The organism is Algibacter sp. (assembly GCF_029245835.1).
In the GTDB taxonomy this organism is placed as follows: domain Bacteria; phylum Bacteroidota; class Bacteroidia; order Flavobacteriales; family Flavobacteriaceae; genus Algibacter_B.
Genome location: NZ_JAQWOO010000037.1, coordinates 1 through 16,241, shown reverse-complemented (window position 1 = coordinate 16,241; position 16,241 = coordinate 1). Strand labels below are relative to the sequence as shown.

The 16,241-nt window shown below is 33.3% G+C and carries 7 protein-coding genes; 4 read left to right on the top strand and 3 right to left on the bottom strand.

All coding sequences use genetic code 11. The features are described 5' to 3' along the window. Positions 1-129 precede the first annotated feature (129 nt). The 3 genes from P8K68_RS06460 to P8K68_RS06450 form a co-directional block, all read right to left on the bottom strand. The gene (locus P8K68_RS06460; RefSeq protein WP_300248873.1) at positions 130-1,731 is read right to left on the bottom strand and encodes a sulfatase; all 1,602 of its coding nucleotides are present in this window, start codon (positions 1,729-1,731) and stop codon (positions 130-132) included. A gap of 74 nt (positions 1,732-1,805) precedes the next feature. Then, on the bottom strand, positions 1,806-4,103 hold the full coding sequence (locus tag P8K68_RS06455) for a glycosyl hydrolase (protein WP_300248872.1): 2,298 nt from the start codon (positions 4,101-4,103) through the stop codon (positions 1,806-1,808). A 13-nt stretch (positions 4,104-4,116) separates the two neighbouring features. After that, on the bottom strand, positions 4,117-5,679 hold the full coding sequence (locus tag P8K68_RS06450; protein ID WP_300248871.1) for an arylsulfatase: 1,563 nt from the start codon (positions 5,677-5,679) through the stop codon (positions 4,117-4,119). A gap of 211 nt (positions 5,680-5,890) precedes the next feature. On the opposite strand from P8K68_RS06450, the gene P8K68_RS06445 reads away from it, so the two are divergent. The 4 genes from P8K68_RS06445 to P8K68_RS06430 all read left to right on the top strand — a co-directional run bounded on the left by P8K68_RS06445 (position 5,891) and on the right by P8K68_RS06430 (position 16,039). Beyond that, a complete protein-coding gene (locus P8K68_RS06445; RefSeq protein WP_300248870.1) occupies positions 5,891-9,892 on the top strand; it encodes a two-component regulator propeller domain-containing protein in 4,002 nt (1,333 codons plus the stop codon). Between the two features lie 132 nt (positions 9,893-10,024). After that, positions 10,025-13,105 (top strand): TonB-dependent receptor, encoded by a 3,081-nt coding sequence (locus P8K68_RS06440; protein WP_300248869.1) that lies wholly within the window; start codon positions 10,025-10,027, stop codon positions 13,103-13,105. 6 nt (positions 13,106-13,111) lie between these two features. After that, positions 13,112-14,659: a RagB/SusD family nutrient uptake outer membrane protein gene (locus P8K68_RS06435; RefSeq protein ID WP_300248868.1), complete on the top strand. Its 1,548-nt coding sequence runs from the start codon at positions 13,112-13,114 to the stop codon at positions 14,657-14,659. A gap of 18 nt (positions 14,660-14,677) precedes the next feature. After that, entirely contained in the window at positions 14,678-16,039 is a 1,362-nt protein-coding gene (locus tag P8K68_RS06430; RefSeq protein ID WP_300248867.1) for a glycosyl hydrolase, read from the top strand. Positions 16,040-16,241: the final 202 nt, after the last annotated feature.

The window sequence follows — 16,241 nt, the reverse complement described above, 5'->3', positions numbered from 1 at the left end:
TTATTTTAATTTTGTTGTTTATATGTACCAATTTAAAAATAGTTCTGTTATTTCGATTTATTTATAAGCGCACCTTCGTAATTTATATTTGAAGCGCATATTTTTTATGTTTTTTGAGTCTAATACCAATCAATCATGTGTTAGTTTGCTTCCCCACCAATCTTTGTTAGGTGTAAAATCTTTTGAGAGCATCTTCCTTCGTTGATTCTCAAGATTAGGCCAACGTTTTTCGCGAATCATTTTTTCATAATTAGCTCTTTTAACAGGATTAAATTCTGTATCTGTTTCAGGATATTTAGCATCAACACTAATAAGCCAATTTTTTAAGTTAGTACTTAGTTTTGTTGCTATTTCTGGGAATTGAGTAGCTACATTATTTTGCTCAAAAGCATCATCTTTTATATTGTATAATGCATTACTTCCATCTTCGTAATAATGAATTAACTTCCAATCGCCTTCTCTGATTATAGATGAGGGGTCTCCTCCTTGATTACCGTAATGTGGGTAATGCCAGTATAAAGGACGCTCTTCAGGAATTTTGCCCGCTTCAATAATGGGTTTTAAACTGATGCCATCAATATGTTGGTTATGCAATAACTCAATGTGCGCATAATCTAAAATTGTAGGATAAAAATCGGCACCTGTTACGGGATAATCAATTGTTTTTTCTGTAGATGTATTCCAAGGTACATAAACCAGATAAGGTTCTCTAATACCCCCTTCCCATTGGTATCCCTTTCCTCCTCGAAAAGGAAGATTGGAAGTTGAAAATGCATCTCCGGAAGACACACCGCCATTATCTGAGGTAAAAATGACGATGGTGTTTTTATCAAGGCCATAAGTTTTTAGTTCATTTAAAACATGACCAACAGCATCGTCCATACTTTCAACTAAACCCCCATAAATGGGATTATCTTGTGTTTGACGAATAGGTAATTTTTGCTCCATCACAAATCCGTTGGATTTAGTGCCGTTAACTTCAGCTTTATCTCTATATTTTTTCCATTTTGTCTCGGTAGTTTGAATGGGTCCATGTACCGCATAAAAAGAAAGAAATACAAAAAAGGGTTCAGATGTATTTTGTTTTATAAAAGTTGTAGTCTCTTTTGCTAGTCTCATAGAAAGGTTCTCGCCATTCGTTTTGTTTTCTAATTTCGGGTTTTTATATGGTGAAAAATAACCGCCGGCAGGACTGCCTTTATCCCAACCCCCAACATTAATATCAAAACCATGATCTTCAGGATATGAGCCTTCTTTTCCTAAATGCCATTTTCCTGCAAAAAAAGTATTATAGCCATGGGCTTGCATGGTTTCTGCAAGTGTAATATCTTCTTTTGGTAAATTGTAAACGTAGTCGGCAGGTAACAATTTATCTTGTCTTTTATGTTCTCTCCAATGGGTTCCTGTTTTTGCACCAATCCAATCGGTTATACCATGTCTTGCCGTAAATTTACCTGTCATGATTGTTGCTCTGGATGGACTACAAACTCTGCTCCCTGCATAACCTTGCGTGAAAATTGTACTTTTTGATGCTAGTTTATCTATGTTAGGTGTTTCATAATACGAACTTCCTGTAAATCCTAAATCAGTCAGTCCTAAATCATCAACTAATACAAAAAGAATATTTGGTTTTTTAGGCACTTGTAAAACATCAGATGTTATTACTTTTTTTTGGTCTTTACAAGAGACAATAAACAATATTAAAATGAAAATTATTGATTTGTATTTCATAAGTTTTTAAGATTTCGCATGACAACGCAAAATATAAAATAATGGTTTGTTATCGCCCTTTATTTTATGTTTTTTTAACGCAAAATCAACTTTCTAGACGATTTATTTCCTAAACTATCTTTGATGATTATATAATAAATGCCTTTACTGTTTTTTGTTAAATTAAGATCTATTTTAGTGGCCTTTAAATTTATTTCCTGCTTTATGAGTTGCCCTTGTATATTATAAATTGAATAAGATAGGATCTCGGATTGACTTTTTAGTGTATAAATTCCTGAAGATGGATTTGGATATATATCGGTTAAAGTTAAATCTTTAGTATTAATACTGAGTGACTCTGTTTTTGTTAAAACAGCATTATCTATAAACCAAGCTGGTTCTGTACCTTTTTCGACTTGAAATTTAATTGAATTTACACCAGACAGTACAGTAAATAAAAGTTCTACTAAATTCCAACCCGTACTTGTTGTCATTAATTTATTTGCTATTACAGTGTCATCGTTGGCATCTAATATCTTGACCTCTATTGCTGATGTTGGTGAAACAAACCATTTCGTGTAAAACGATAAACCATATTCAACTTGAGGTTCAACCATTAAGGTTTGAGAAATGTTTCCTGCATTTGCAAGTATTCTTCCTGAAGTGGTGCCTTGATATACATTTGAATTTGATAAAGTCCCAATATTTGAGCCATTCCAAGAGGTTAGATCGCCTAACTCAAAATCACCATTATTAAATAAATTATTCATTGCTGGTTCTTGCAACTCATAATAGATGTCTAAGTTACTGTCGACTAAAAGTATATCTTGAGGTATAGAAGCATTAGATATTTGATCTCTGTAAAAAGTACCAACATTGGTTAATGTCGTTCCCGATGGATCATAATAATCAGCTACATCAGAATTTGGTTGATACCATACATAACGCTCAACGTAATCTAAAGTTTCTAAATAAGGTAATGCCAATTGCATAAAACCATAGTTTGTTGCATTCGTTCTGTTGGGATTTGCATTAAACTCAGTAATCCATATTGGTAAGCCATATAAATCATGAACATTTTGTAGGTAGGTTTTAAATCTATTGAATACAGATTGTGGTGTTGCGTTTGGGCTATTTGTTGGGTTTGACCCCCAATCGTACCAATGTACAGCAATGACATCTATTCTTATATCCTGAGTATTTGCCTTGTCATGAAACTCTTTTAACCAACCAAAAGGCGCATTCTCTCTACAACTTGGTGAAACCAATCTCAGGCCAGTTTTCATTAAATTTTTATATGTACTTAAAGCAACATCTGTATCGCATAAGTTATTGTATTGCCCCGATTGATCATTGCAGTTATCCGCTTCATTAAATGCCATAATATGGGTTGCTTTATATTTTGATTTATATAGTGTTATATCTCCGTCATCATTAGCGCCTCCATAACCCCAAGCCATTGGCGCATATTCTCGTTCTATCACAGAAGTTCCCGTATTATTCCATTGGTAATTCCAGGTGTTATTTAATTCGGTATCTGGACCTGTTCTTCCCTTTTTATTTACCCAATTCCATGGAATAATTCGGATAAACGAAATATCATTTAATAAATAGGAAGGAAGTTCACTAACAATCAAATCTCCTTCTGAAGCTATATAATTTTTACTTTTCCCTGTACCATCTTCTGTTGTGGCAAAAGTTGCCATATAACCTCTTTTAAGAATAAAAGATTCCGCTTTGTTATCAAGAGTATTTGGAATTTCAGAGCCACTGTGAATAATATCTAAGCTTAAATTGGCTGATGCGCCTTGTAAGTTTGTATTATCATAAAGCGTTAAAGGCGTTTCTAAAAGATTATTACTTCTTATTACCGTTCCTTCAAGATAATAATTATCTAATCTTAAATTAGTTGGATATACTGCTGCTGCATTATTTACTGCAATCTGTCCTAGATTATCAGCATTAATGGCAACTCCTTTTTTGCTTAAGGTTTTTATCCAACCTATTCCAGAAGTAAAGTTTATACTTACGCTATTTTGAAAAGGATTAGCTGATATTAAATCTACATAACCATCATTATCTATTGTAATACTTCCAGATGAAAAAGCAATTGCTTGCAGGCTTGAATTCATAACATATAAACTCCCGGTTCCTAAATCAATGACCCCATTAGCTATTACCTTTGAACTAGCATTTTGTAATTGTAGATTTAGATTTATTGGTTGACCTCCATCAATGGTTCCAGATGCGGGAGCTAGATTTGTATTTGAGTCTTCCCAATTGGTTTCATCAAAAAAATCATTATTGTCACCATTTCCTGTCCAGATTATTTGTTGCGAATAACTCCAAATAGAAGTTATTAAAATACTAAATAACAAAAGGTTCTTTTCCATATCTATTTAATGATTATTTAAAAACTGGTTGTTCGATTTCGCTATAAGAGCCTCCTCTTATAGCTTCAAAGTTTTTTATCAATTCTTTTAATATTTCGGGTTTGGCTTTTGCTAAATTGTTTTTTTGACCGATATCTTCTTTTAGATTATAAAGTTGAAATTCTTTTGAATTGCCCGTTTCAATATTTTTAATTTTATTTATTACAGACCCCTTGTAAGGTGGAATTAATATCCAATCACCTTGTCTGAAAGCGGTACGCGTAGTGGCCTCAATAATTAAGTTTTCTCTTCCCTTATCAGTTTTGCCTAAAAATGTGCTTAGTAAGTTTTGGCTATCTCCTTTAACAACATCAGTATCTAAAAGTGAAGATAATGATGCTAATAAATCTACTTGCGACACTAAGGCTTCAGAAACGCTTGGTTTTATAGTTCCTTTCCAATAGGTTATAAATGGCACGCGAGTTCCTGCTTCTAACAGACTGTATTTGCCTCCTCTAAGTGGTCCTCCAGGTTTGTGATTTCCAAGTGTTTCGACGGCTTCGTCTGCATATCCATCGTTCAGCACAGGGCCATTATCACTTGATAATACAATAAGGGTATTTTCTAACAAGCCTTGTTCTTCAAGTGTTTTTAGTAATTCACCAATGCACCAATCGGCTTCTATAATAACATCGCCTCGGGGTCCCATACTAGATGACCCAACAAATCTTGGGTTTGGTGTACGCGGAACATGAGGTTGTTGCAATGCGTAATATAGGAAGAAGGGATTGTTTTTTTGCTGCTCTATATAATTTTGGGCTTCAGCTAAAAAATGGTCAGCCATATCTTCATCTATCCATTTAGCTGATGTTCCTCCTTTCATATAGCCAATGCGTGGCACTCCATTATTTATACTGTTGCTATGTTGGGGGTCGCCAACCATTTTTAAAAGCTCAGGATTATCAGTTCCTGTAGGTTCACCCTCAAAATTTTTATTATAATCTATTTCAATAGGGTCTGTTGGGTCTAAATTATCAACATAGCCATTTTTAATATAAACAGTGGGCACTCTATCTTGTGTGGCTGCCATAATGTAGCTATAATCAAACCCAACTTCATTCGGTCCGGGTGAAATACGTGCATTCCAATTTACATTGCCAGTGCCCAAACCTAAATGCCATTTACCTACAATACCTGTTTGATAGCCTTTTGTTTTCAACATTTTGGGAATTGTAACTTGAGTGGTATCTATTAAAAGTGGTGCTGTACCTGGTAATATTTTGGCATCTTTGTTTCGCCATGGATATGTACCTGTAAGTAGGGCGAACCTACTTGGTGTGCAGGTAGCTGACGAAGCATATCCATTTGTAAATTTAAGCCCTCCGTTTGCTAATTTATCAATATTGGGAGTGCTTAATTCGGTAGCGCCATACGCACTAACATCGCCATAGCCTAAATCGTCTGCATATATAAAAATGATGTTGGGCTGTTTTTTAATGTCTTGTGCATTTGTTTGTTCTTTTTGTAGTTTATTACCTTTTTTACATGAAGCGAATGCTATTAATAAGATGAAGAATATACAAGTGGCTTTTTTCATTTTGCAGTAAATATTTTTTAAAAATTCAATTTTCTGAATCTTTTCTCAAAATTAGAATTACAAAGGCAGAGCTAGAGGGTTAAATAAATCAATTAAGGGGGTTGAAACAATCAATAGAGTAAATTGGACTAAAATGACAAAGATTATTTTTATACATTTACTAAAAAGCAACACTGTTAGTAGTATAGCTTGTCTATTATACCTCCCCCCTATGAAAAAATTAATAACATTTATATGTTTCTTGTTATTTCTTATAAATCATTCACAAGAAAATGAAATCAATTATGTTGTTGATTTTATAACTACCCAACAAGGATTATCCCATAATTATACAACTAGTATTTTAAGTGATGATTTGAATGTTAAATGGATAGGTACGGAAAATGGTATAACAAAGTATAACGGCTATGACTTTGAGTATATTAAACCAGAAAAGAAATATGAGAATTTATTAAATGAGAATATTGAAGTGTTATTTAAAGATAGTGAATCTAATATATGGATTGGAACAAAAAGTGGGGGTTTATCATATTTAGATGTTAAAACCAATCATGTAAAGAATTTTAATTATTTAATTGATCTGGCTAAAGAAGGCGATTTAAGAATCACTGCCCTTTCTCAAGACGAGTATGGAAATATTTGGATTGGTACCTGGAAAGGTGGGGTGTTTGTAATCGATTTTAAAAATGAAAAACTTATAAAGCATTATAATTATTGGCAACAAATATATAGTATAACAAAAGATTTTAAGGGTAATATGTGGTTCTGTAATGGCAATAAATTACAAGCTTATAACCCAGCGAATGAGAAACTAAGCACTTACAATTTAAATGGGCAAATAACAGATATCCTTTCTGATCCTAGTCGTAATAAAATTTGGATAACAACAACAGGGAAGGATACCAAAATATATAATTTTAATTTTTATACAGAATCTATTGAAGAATTAGAAACAGGTGTTGCTAGTAATTTTTCCAAAAAACTTTCCTTAGATAAATATAATAGACTTTGGATTGGTACATGGGGGCAGGGGATTTATCGAAGTAATGAGAATCTTTCCATGTTTAGTAAAATTGATTTAGTTTACGGAAGTTCTGGAAAAATCAGTGGTAATTATAATACCATTCTCAATATACATCATGATAAAAATAACGTTACTTGGTTAGCAACAGCAAGCGGTGGTGTTGTAAAATTATTAGAAGGAAATGGTTTTAAAAATGCAGAAAGCCTAATAAAGAATGAAGAATTAAAAGGGTTCTTAAATTGCACCAGCCTGTATAAAAATGAAAAAAAAGTATTTGTTGGTACTTTGTTTTTGGGGCTCTGGCATGGTAAAGATTTTTCAAATTTAAGGCAAATAAAGGATATTGGCAATGTAAAAGTTAATGCTTTATATGAGAATGATCAAAAACTTTTTATAGGTACGGCTATTGCATTTTATATTTATGATCTAAAATTAGAAAAAATAGTTTTCTCTTCAAAAAAGCTTGGTAAGGTTACCTCTTTCCTTGTTAATAATAACAATCTTTATATTGGTACACAACAACTTGGACTTGCTATTGTTAGTTTAGAAAATATTGGCAAAATAAAGCGATATAAAGTTTATTCCGAAAATTTAAAAAATGGTCATAAAATAGAGAGTAACAGAATTACTGCTATTGTAGAAGACCAAAATAAGAATATATGGATTGGTACTTACAATGGGTTGCACTTGTTTGATAGAAAAGAAGAAGTCTTCATACATCAATCAAAACTTTTAGAAGAAAAATTACCGAGTGTAATAATCAACTCAATTGCTCTAAAGGATAATCATTTATGGTTAGCTACACCAAGTGGATTAATCAAACTGAATTATTTAAATAATAAATTAATAATAGAAGAAACCATTACTCAAGATGATGGTCTTAATAGTGATTTTATATGTGCGATTACTTTTGATGACAAATCGAATTTATGGTTAACTACGCACACTGAAATTGTTAAATATGATGATGTAAAGAAATCCATTATCAGTTATGGAGATATAAATGGTGTAAAATCAACATCATTTAATAACAGAAGTTTTTTTAATTATAATAATGAGTTTATTTGTTTTGGTGGTTTTGATAACATCACTTTTTTTAGTCCCTCTCAGGTAAAAGACTTTAACGCTATACCAGAAATTATTTTCACAGCTCTTCGAGTTAATAATGAATTAATTGAATACAAACCTGGTAATAGCATCTTAGATAAAAATTTCAACTATACTGATAAAATAAAACTAACCCATAACGACAATTTTTTTTCTACACGATTTATTGCTAATGATTACTTAGGGCAATTAAATATAAAATACCGCTATTTATTAGATGGATATCAAGACCAATGGATTGATTTGCAAAATAGAAACGAAATAAATTTTGCTGGATTATCTCCTGGTGATTATGTGCTTAAAGTACAAGGGTCTCGAGACAATCAAAATTGGAGTGATCCCAAATTAATTGCTATTAATTTATTAGGTTCTCCTTGGAAAAGTCCATGGGCCATAGCACTATATTTATTGTTTTTATTATCTGCTATTATTTACTTAATTAAATCTAATAACTACAAATTAAAACTTAAAAACAAGCTCGAAATTGCTAGAATAGACAAGGAGAAAGAAGTAGAATTAACAGAGGCTAAATTAAACTTTTTTACCAATATTTCTCACGAATTTAGATCGCCTTTAACCTTAATTATTAGTCCATTAAAGGAGCTTTTAGAAAGTGAGAATGTTTCTCAAAAAATTTATAAAAACTTAAATTATATAGATAAAAATACCAGTAGACTTCTAAATCTTATTAATCAATTATTAGATTTCAGAAAAGCAGATCATGGATTACTTAAACTTAATGTTTCTCAAGGTAATTTTGTTAGGTTCTCTAAAGAGGTTTATCTATATTTTAATGAAGCCATAAAGGCTAAAAATATCGACTATAAATTTAAACCGGCTAAAGAAGAAATTGTTTTCCCCTTTGATAGAAATAAAATGGAAATTGTGTTGTGTAATTTAATCTCTAACGCCATTAAATATACTAAGTCTGGTGACGAAATCACCATGAGATTAGATAGCGATTCAGAGTTTTGCACCATTTCGATTAAAGATACAGGAATAGGCATGAATGAAGAGGATCTTGATAAAATATTTGATAGGTTTTTTCAAATTAAATCTGCAAATACGGCACGTATGATAGGCAGTGGAATAGGTCTTTCATTTACTAAAAAAATTGTAGAATTACATCATGGCACTATTGAGGTAAAAAGCGAATTAAATCTTGGTACGGAGTTTATTGTAAAATTAGCTATGGATTCTAACCTCTTTGAAGGGAATATAGATGAAAATTTTATTACTTCAGATAATATTGTCGGGTATAATACTAAAGACATTTCTGTTCCTATTGACAGTTTAAATATTGAAGCAAAAGAACATGCTATACTTGTTATAGATGATAATCCGGAAATTTTAAGTTACCTAAACGACATGCTATCAGAAGACCATAATGTCATACAGGCCGACAATGGGGTTTCTGGTTTTGAAAAAGCTTCAAATGAGATTCCTGACTTAATTATAAGCGATGTGATGATGCCCGGAAAAGACGGTATCACTTTATGTAAAGAATTAAAATCGCAAATTACAACATCTCACATCCCAATTATTTTATTAACAGCTAGGACATCAACTGTTTTTGAAATTGAAGGTCTAAAAACTGGAGCGGATGATTATATTACAAAACCTTTTAATTCAAAAGTAATAAAAGCTAGGATTTCTAGCTTGCTCGCGAATAGAGAAAAGCTACGAGCCCATTTCTTGAATAAAGTTCGTTTTGAGCCTACAGCAGCTAGAATAGAAAACGACGCTGATGCTGAGAACACTTTTATACATAAAGCCATTCTACTAGTTGAAAATAATTTAGACAATCCTTCATTTGGAATAGAGAATATGGTTGACGAATTATGCATGAGCCAATCTACGTTATATCGTAAGGTAAAATCTTTAACAGGACTCTCTTTAACAGCATTTATTAGATCCATACGTTTAAAAAAGGCAGCTCATATTATTCTTTCAACTGATTTAAATTTTAATCAAGTTGCTTACGAGGTTGGGTTTAATGATTATAAATATTTTAAAACTTCTTTCAAAAAGCAATATAATTGCTTGCCTTCAAAATATAAGGAGCTTATTAATAAAAAGTAGCCGAAACCCCTAATTTTATTCTAATTGGGTTATTTAAACCCCTTGTTGGTCTATTTGACCTATTCCATTTTTCTTATTGTTAAGATATTTGTGATGTTAACTAAATATATACAAATAACTAAACAAAACTCTATGAAAGTATTCATTTTTTATTTTCTACTTTTCTCATCTATCGGGCAAGTAGCGTTTTCCCAAAACGTTATAACTGGGACAGTCTCAGATGGCAATTCGCAGCCATTACCAGGCGCTACAATTATTATTGCTAACACCAAAACAGGAACCACTACAGATTTTGACGGCGGGTTTTCAATTGAGGCTAAGCAAGGTGATGTTTTAGAAATCTCTTATGTAGGTTTTAAGAAAGCAAATGTCACGATTGGTTCTAACAGAACTTACAACATAACTTTACAAGAAGATGCAGCCCAACTAGAAGAGGTTGTTGTTGTAGGTTATGGTACACAGAAAAAGGTTAAAGTAACTGATGCATTACAAACCGTAACCTTTAAAGAAGAAATTAACCAACCTGTTACAAATTCAGGACAATTGTTATACGGTCGGTTTTCTGGTGTTCAGTTAACCCAGTCATCCGGTAGTCCCGGGGCTGATGGCTCATCCATTGTTATAAGGGGTATTGGTACCTTTGGAAACAGTACACCTTTAATAGTAATAGATAATATTCAGTACGATAATTTGGCTGCGTTTAACAACCTTGCGCCTTCAGATATTGAAAGTATTTCGGTTTTAAAAGATGCTTCAGCAGGAGCTATTTATGGGGCTAGAGGTGCCAACGGTGTTGTATTGGTGACTACCAGAAAAGGCGAGGGTGATAAATTCGAAATAAGTTATAATGGTTTTTATGGTGTTCAAAATGCCACGGTTAAACCAGAATTCCTCGGATCTTTAGACTATGCCACTTTAATTAATGAAAAATTTAGAAATGAAGATGGCCCTGGGTTTTTACCCAGATATACACCAGATCAAATTGAAGCGATAAGAACGGGGTCTTCTCCTGATTTATTTGCTGACACCAATTGGGTTGATGAGGTACTTAGGGATGCGTCTATTCAAAATCATAATATCTCTTTTTCAGGTGGTAGTAAAAAATCTACTTACCGTGTTTCTTTGGGCTATTTAGGACAAGATGCTATTATTAGAAGTAAATTTAAAAGTGAACGTTATAATTTAAGTTTTAATATTAATTCTAAATTAAAGGATTGGTTTACTTTAAGTAGTGTTACCAATGCGTTCTGGAGAAGTAATGTTGGACCAACTGGTGGGCAAAACGCATTTAGTGGGGATAATGGCATTATATACTCATTTCAAAGAACTGCACCTACAATTCCATCCTATTACAGTAATGGAGAGTATGGTATTGTTGATGGAGCTTTTGAAAACGGTAATGCATCCTTCTTAACACAAAACCCCATACGAAGAGGTTTTTTAGGGAATTTTGAAAGCGACAACATTAACTTAAGTCAAAGAATTGGTTTAACATTTCAGTTTTCAAAACACTTAACTTTAGAAACTAGTGGAGCAGCCAACGTGATTTATTCAAATACGTCAGATTTTAGCCCTAGACAAACTATTAACGATTCTTTTGGGAATCCAGTAATAATAAACACATTAAATAACCTAAATAACTCTAGTAATTTACAATATAGATTATTAAACGAAAATATTCTTAGATACTCAAGAACTATAGATGATACGCACACATTTGGTGTCTTATTAGGGCATTCAGCATCCTATTTTAAAAGTGATGGTTTTGCAGGTCAGTTAAGTGGCTTTCCTACTGATAATTTAGAGGAATTTAATGGTGGTGGTGTTGTAGATCCAGCAGTTACTGGTGGGGCTTCAGAAGAAGCTTATCAATCATTTTTCGGAAAAGTTAATTATGATTATAAAGGTAAATATCTGGCTCAATTTACGTTAAGACGCGATGGGTCTTCTAAATTTGGTTTAGGTAACAAATATGGTAATTTCCCATCAGGTTCCATAGGATGGCGAATTTCTGAAGAAAAATTTATGCAAAACCTAAATGCCATAAGCAATTTGAAATTAAGAGCTAGTTGGGGTATTTCAGGTAATGACAGAATTGGTAACTATATTTTTAATCAAACTTACAACCCTGGTATTGATTACGTACTCGGTGATGAGAGCACTGTTGTAGGTGTAGCCGTTACAAGCCTCGCAAATCCAACAATTAGATGGGAAGAGACCGAACAATATAACTTAGGTTTAGATTTAAGTTTGTTTAAGAATAAGGTAGAAGTTGTAGCAGAATATTTTAATAGAGATAGTAAAGATATTTTGTACACAAATTTTCCAGTTCCTAATACCTTAGGAATTAGTAATCTGGCAGCTCAAAATGCGGCAGCTATGATTAATAAAGGTGCTGAGTTAGGTATAAACTATAGAGGTAACTTAGGAAATGCTAAATTTAGTTTAGGTGCTAATTTTACAAAACTTTTAAAGAATCAAGTAACCGGATTGGGTGATGGTGGTGAAGAAACTATTACTAATACCAATATTATTAGAGTAGGTGAACCGTTCAGATCTTATTTTGGATATAAAGCCATAGGTGTTTTTCAAACAATAGAGGAAATTGCCAATGCACCAACTCAATTTGGTAATGTCAACACAGCCCCAGGAGATTTAAGATATGCTGATGTTTCAGGCCCAAATGGTCTGCCAGATGGAGTTGTAGATGCTGATGATAGAACCATTATTGGAAATCCAAATCCAGATTTACTTTATAACTTTAACGGATCTATTGAATATGGAGGGTTCGATTTTAATTTCTTGCTACAAGGTGTTAATGGTGTAGACAGACTCATTATGGGTAACGGTAATTTACCAATATCAGATAATAGAAGTAACGTTTTAACATATTGGATTAATAGATGGACTCCAGAAAATCCAGGTGTTAATTTACCAAGAGTTGGAGGACAAAATAACACGGTTGTGTCTTCATTTTATGTTCAAGATGTGTCTTACCTAAGATTAAAAAATATTGAATTAGGTTATTCGCTTCCAAAAGATGTTCTCAAAAAAATAAATATAAATAAACTCCGTGTTTTTGTTGGAGCCCAAAACTTACTCACGTTTACTGGTTTAGAATTTTTTGATCCTGAAAGAGCTAATGGTAATCAGAGTAACAGAGGTGCCCCACTATACAAAACAGTAACATTTGGTATGAACGTAAAATTATAAAAAACTATGAAAAAGATAATATTTGCAATAAGTATTGCGCTAACACTAACAAATTGTAGTAATGACTTTATTGATAAAGCTTCATTAACTCAAATAGCAGAAAATAATTTCTGGACAAGTGAATCAGATGCCTTTTTAGCATTAAATGCGGTGTATTCAACGCTTCAGTCAAGATCCATGTATGGAGGTAATTTAAATGGTTTTCAAGGATTTCCTGGTTTTGATGGATTAGGAGATAATGCATTCAATAACTTTAAATGGGAAGGGCCAGGTAACTTTATGGAAGGTAATGTAGACCCTACAAATGGACCTATTGAAAATATTTGGAATAACCTTTATCAAGGCATAAGTCGCGTAAATTCTGTCATTAAAAATGTGAATGAAATTTCGGAAGAATTAATCCCTTTAGAAACTAAAAATGAATTATTAGGGCAAGCTTATTTTTTAAGAGCGTTACTTTACTTTAATGTATCTGTTTATTTTGAAGATGCTCCCTTAATTACGGCGCCCCAAACATTACAAGAAGCATTTGTGTCAAAGAATTCCTATGCTGAAATTACAGAACAAGTTAGAGAAGATTTAAAACTTGCAGTAGATTTTTTACCACCAAGCCAACCAAATGATTTGTATGGTTATGCTACTAAAGGAGCTGCTCTTGGTCTTTTAGCTAGAGTGCAACTATATAACAAACAATATGATGGAGAATTTGGAGTATTAGCATTAACTGAACAAGCCATGGGATTAGGCTATTCGTTACACCCAAATTATGCTGAATTATTTACTCCAGAAAATGAAAAGTCTAATGAGGTTGTATTCTCAATTCGTTTTTTAAGAGGCGATGACACTAGCAATGGTGAAACTTTTTCAGGAACGTTCAATGGTTTTCCAAAAGGAGATTTACGACCTATGCCTAATTTAGCAAATGATTATTATTGTATTGATGGGTTACCTATTTCAAGTTCTCCTTTATATAATGCATCGAACAAAGGAGCAAATAGAGACCCAAGGGCAACTGCAACTATTTATTACGGCGGAGAGGTTTATTTAACCGAGCCGCTTAGAATATTCCAGGGTAACGGACCAACTAGATTTGGAACTAAAAAATATATTAGAACGGGCCCTGACTCTGAAGGAAATGCCGTTTTTGGTGAAGGTTCACAAGATTTTTATGTGATACGCTATGCAGATATTCTATTAATGCGTGCCGAAGCTATGGCAGAAACGGGAAATGTATCTGGGGCTAGCGCTTTAGTGACAGAAGTTAGAAATCGTGTTGGAATGCCAAGTGTAGAAGATGTAGAAGGTGATGTAAATCAACCCGAAATGATTGCCATTGTGAGGCATGAAAGACGTGTAGAATTTGCTATGGAAGGCTTACGTTTTATGGATTTAAAACGTTGGGGAACTATCGAAGAGGCTTTTAATAGAGCTATTGCAGATCCAGTAGGACCTTACAATCCACAATATAGAGGAGGAAAATCTGAAGTATTTCCAATTCCGCAAAGCGAAATAGATGTGAACACAAAATTAATCCAACATCCAGATTGGATCTAACAAATAAAAAAATATATTATGAAAAGAATTCTATTAGTAATGCTGACACTTATTACAGTGATTAGTTGTGAAAAAAATGTAATTGGCGACTTTGAGGGGCAAGCTGCTGAAGCCGTAATACCGGAACAAGAAAATATTGAATTAACAGAGGAACAGCGCCTTAGTAAAAGAGGTGTAGCCTTTACCAATAATGCTAAAGCTTGGTCTTATAGAACCAGTGACTTAGCGGTGCATTGGATGTACAGCTGGGGAAATGCACTAAGAGAAGAAATTCCTGAAAATGTAGAATATGTGCCCATGTTTTGGGGTAAAGGTTCTGTTAATGAAGAGAATCTAACCCGAATAAAAGGACAGATTGATGAGGGTAAAGTGACCTATGTTTTAGGTTTTAATGAGCCTGATGGTGCTTCTCAAGCAAACATGACTGTTGACGAAGCCATTGCTTTATGGCCACAATTAGAAACTTTAGGAGTGCCATTAGGGTCTCCTGCTACTGTAAGTCCAAATAACGAATGGATGATAGACTTTATGGAAAAAGCAGAAGCTTTAAATCTACGTATTGATTTTGTAACTGTTCATAGCTATGGAGGTCCTAATGTTTTGTCTTTTATAAATAAATTAAAAGAAACGTATCAGGCTTATGAGCGACCTATTTGGGTTACTGAATTTGCAGTTGCAGATTGGAATGCTACCTCTCCAGAAAACAATAGGCATAGTGAAGCTGCTGTTATAGAGTTTATGGAAGACGCTTTGGTAGCTATGAATGATATAGATTGGGTTCACAGGTATGCTTGGTTTGACGGAGGAACAAGACCACCATTAGCTTCTTCTGCATTATTTGATGAAGATGCTAATCTTACTGCCTTAGGACAAGTATATGCAGGTATTAAACCTAATACAGCAATTGGCCCTGGTCAAGAAACAGAATATACACCAGCTATTGATTTGGATGAATTATTACTCAATGGCGGTTTTGAAGACGGGAAAGTACCTTGGGGTGGTTTTAAAAGTGGAGCAGTAGGCATTGCTACCACAGAACCTGTTACAGGTAATTTCTCTGGTAGAATTGAAAATGGTGATGGCTCATTACTTCAGGCTGTTGCTATTGAAGAAGGAAGTACCTATATATTAAAGTTTTCCTCAAAATGGCGAGATGCAGGAGCTACAAATGCGTTAACACCAATTATAAGAGACGACGCTGTTGGTGGTGCTGACGGAGTGCTTTTTAGACTAGATGGCTTATCAACTACTGATGAGTGGGAAGAAACTAGCTATGAGTTTACAGTGCTAGCAGGTGTTTCAACTTTAAGAATCGTGTTTTATAAAGCGAATGGCAATCCACCACTTTTCTTGGATGATGTTTCTCTTAAACTTAAATAACAACTACTAAATGCAACTTTCATGATATTGTAATCATGAAAGTTGTAAATATTAATTATTAATTGAATATCCGTAATACATCACAATTAAAAATTTATTCATAAATTAGCTAAAAATTCCACCATATGAATATCTTCAGTTTTACAGCAAATTTTGATAGTGAAGCTTCTTGTATCGCTCACTTTAAAGCACATCGTGATAA

Excerpts from the sequence above, each read along its gene's own strand:
- P8K68_RS06450 (WP_300248871.1), bottom strand. The coding sequence starts at position 5,679 with ATGAAAAAAGCCACTTGTATATTCTTCATCTTATTAATAGCATTCGCT.
- P8K68_RS06455 (WP_300248872.1), bottom strand. The coding sequence starts at position 4,103 with ATGGAAAAGAACCTTTTGTTATTTAGTATTTTAATAACTTCTATTTGG.
- P8K68_RS06435 (WP_300248868.1), top strand. The coding sequence starts at position 13,112 with ATGAAAAAGATAATATTTGCAATAAGTATTGCGCTAACACTAACAAAT.
- P8K68_RS06460 (WP_300248873.1), bottom strand. The coding sequence starts at position 1,731 with ATGAAATACAAATCAATAATTTTCATTTTAATATTGTTTATTGTCTCT.
- P8K68_RS06430 (WP_300248867.1), top strand. The coding sequence starts at position 14,678 with ATGAAAAGAATTCTATTAGTAATGCTGACACTTATTACAGTGATTAGT.
- P8K68_RS06445 (WP_300248870.1), top strand. The coding sequence starts at position 5,891 with ATGAAAAAATTAATAACATTTATATGTTTCTTGTTATTTCTTATAAAT.
- P8K68_RS06440 (WP_300248869.1), top strand. The coding sequence starts at position 10,025 with ATGAAAGTATTCATTTTTTATTTTCTACTTTTCTCATCTATCGGGCAA.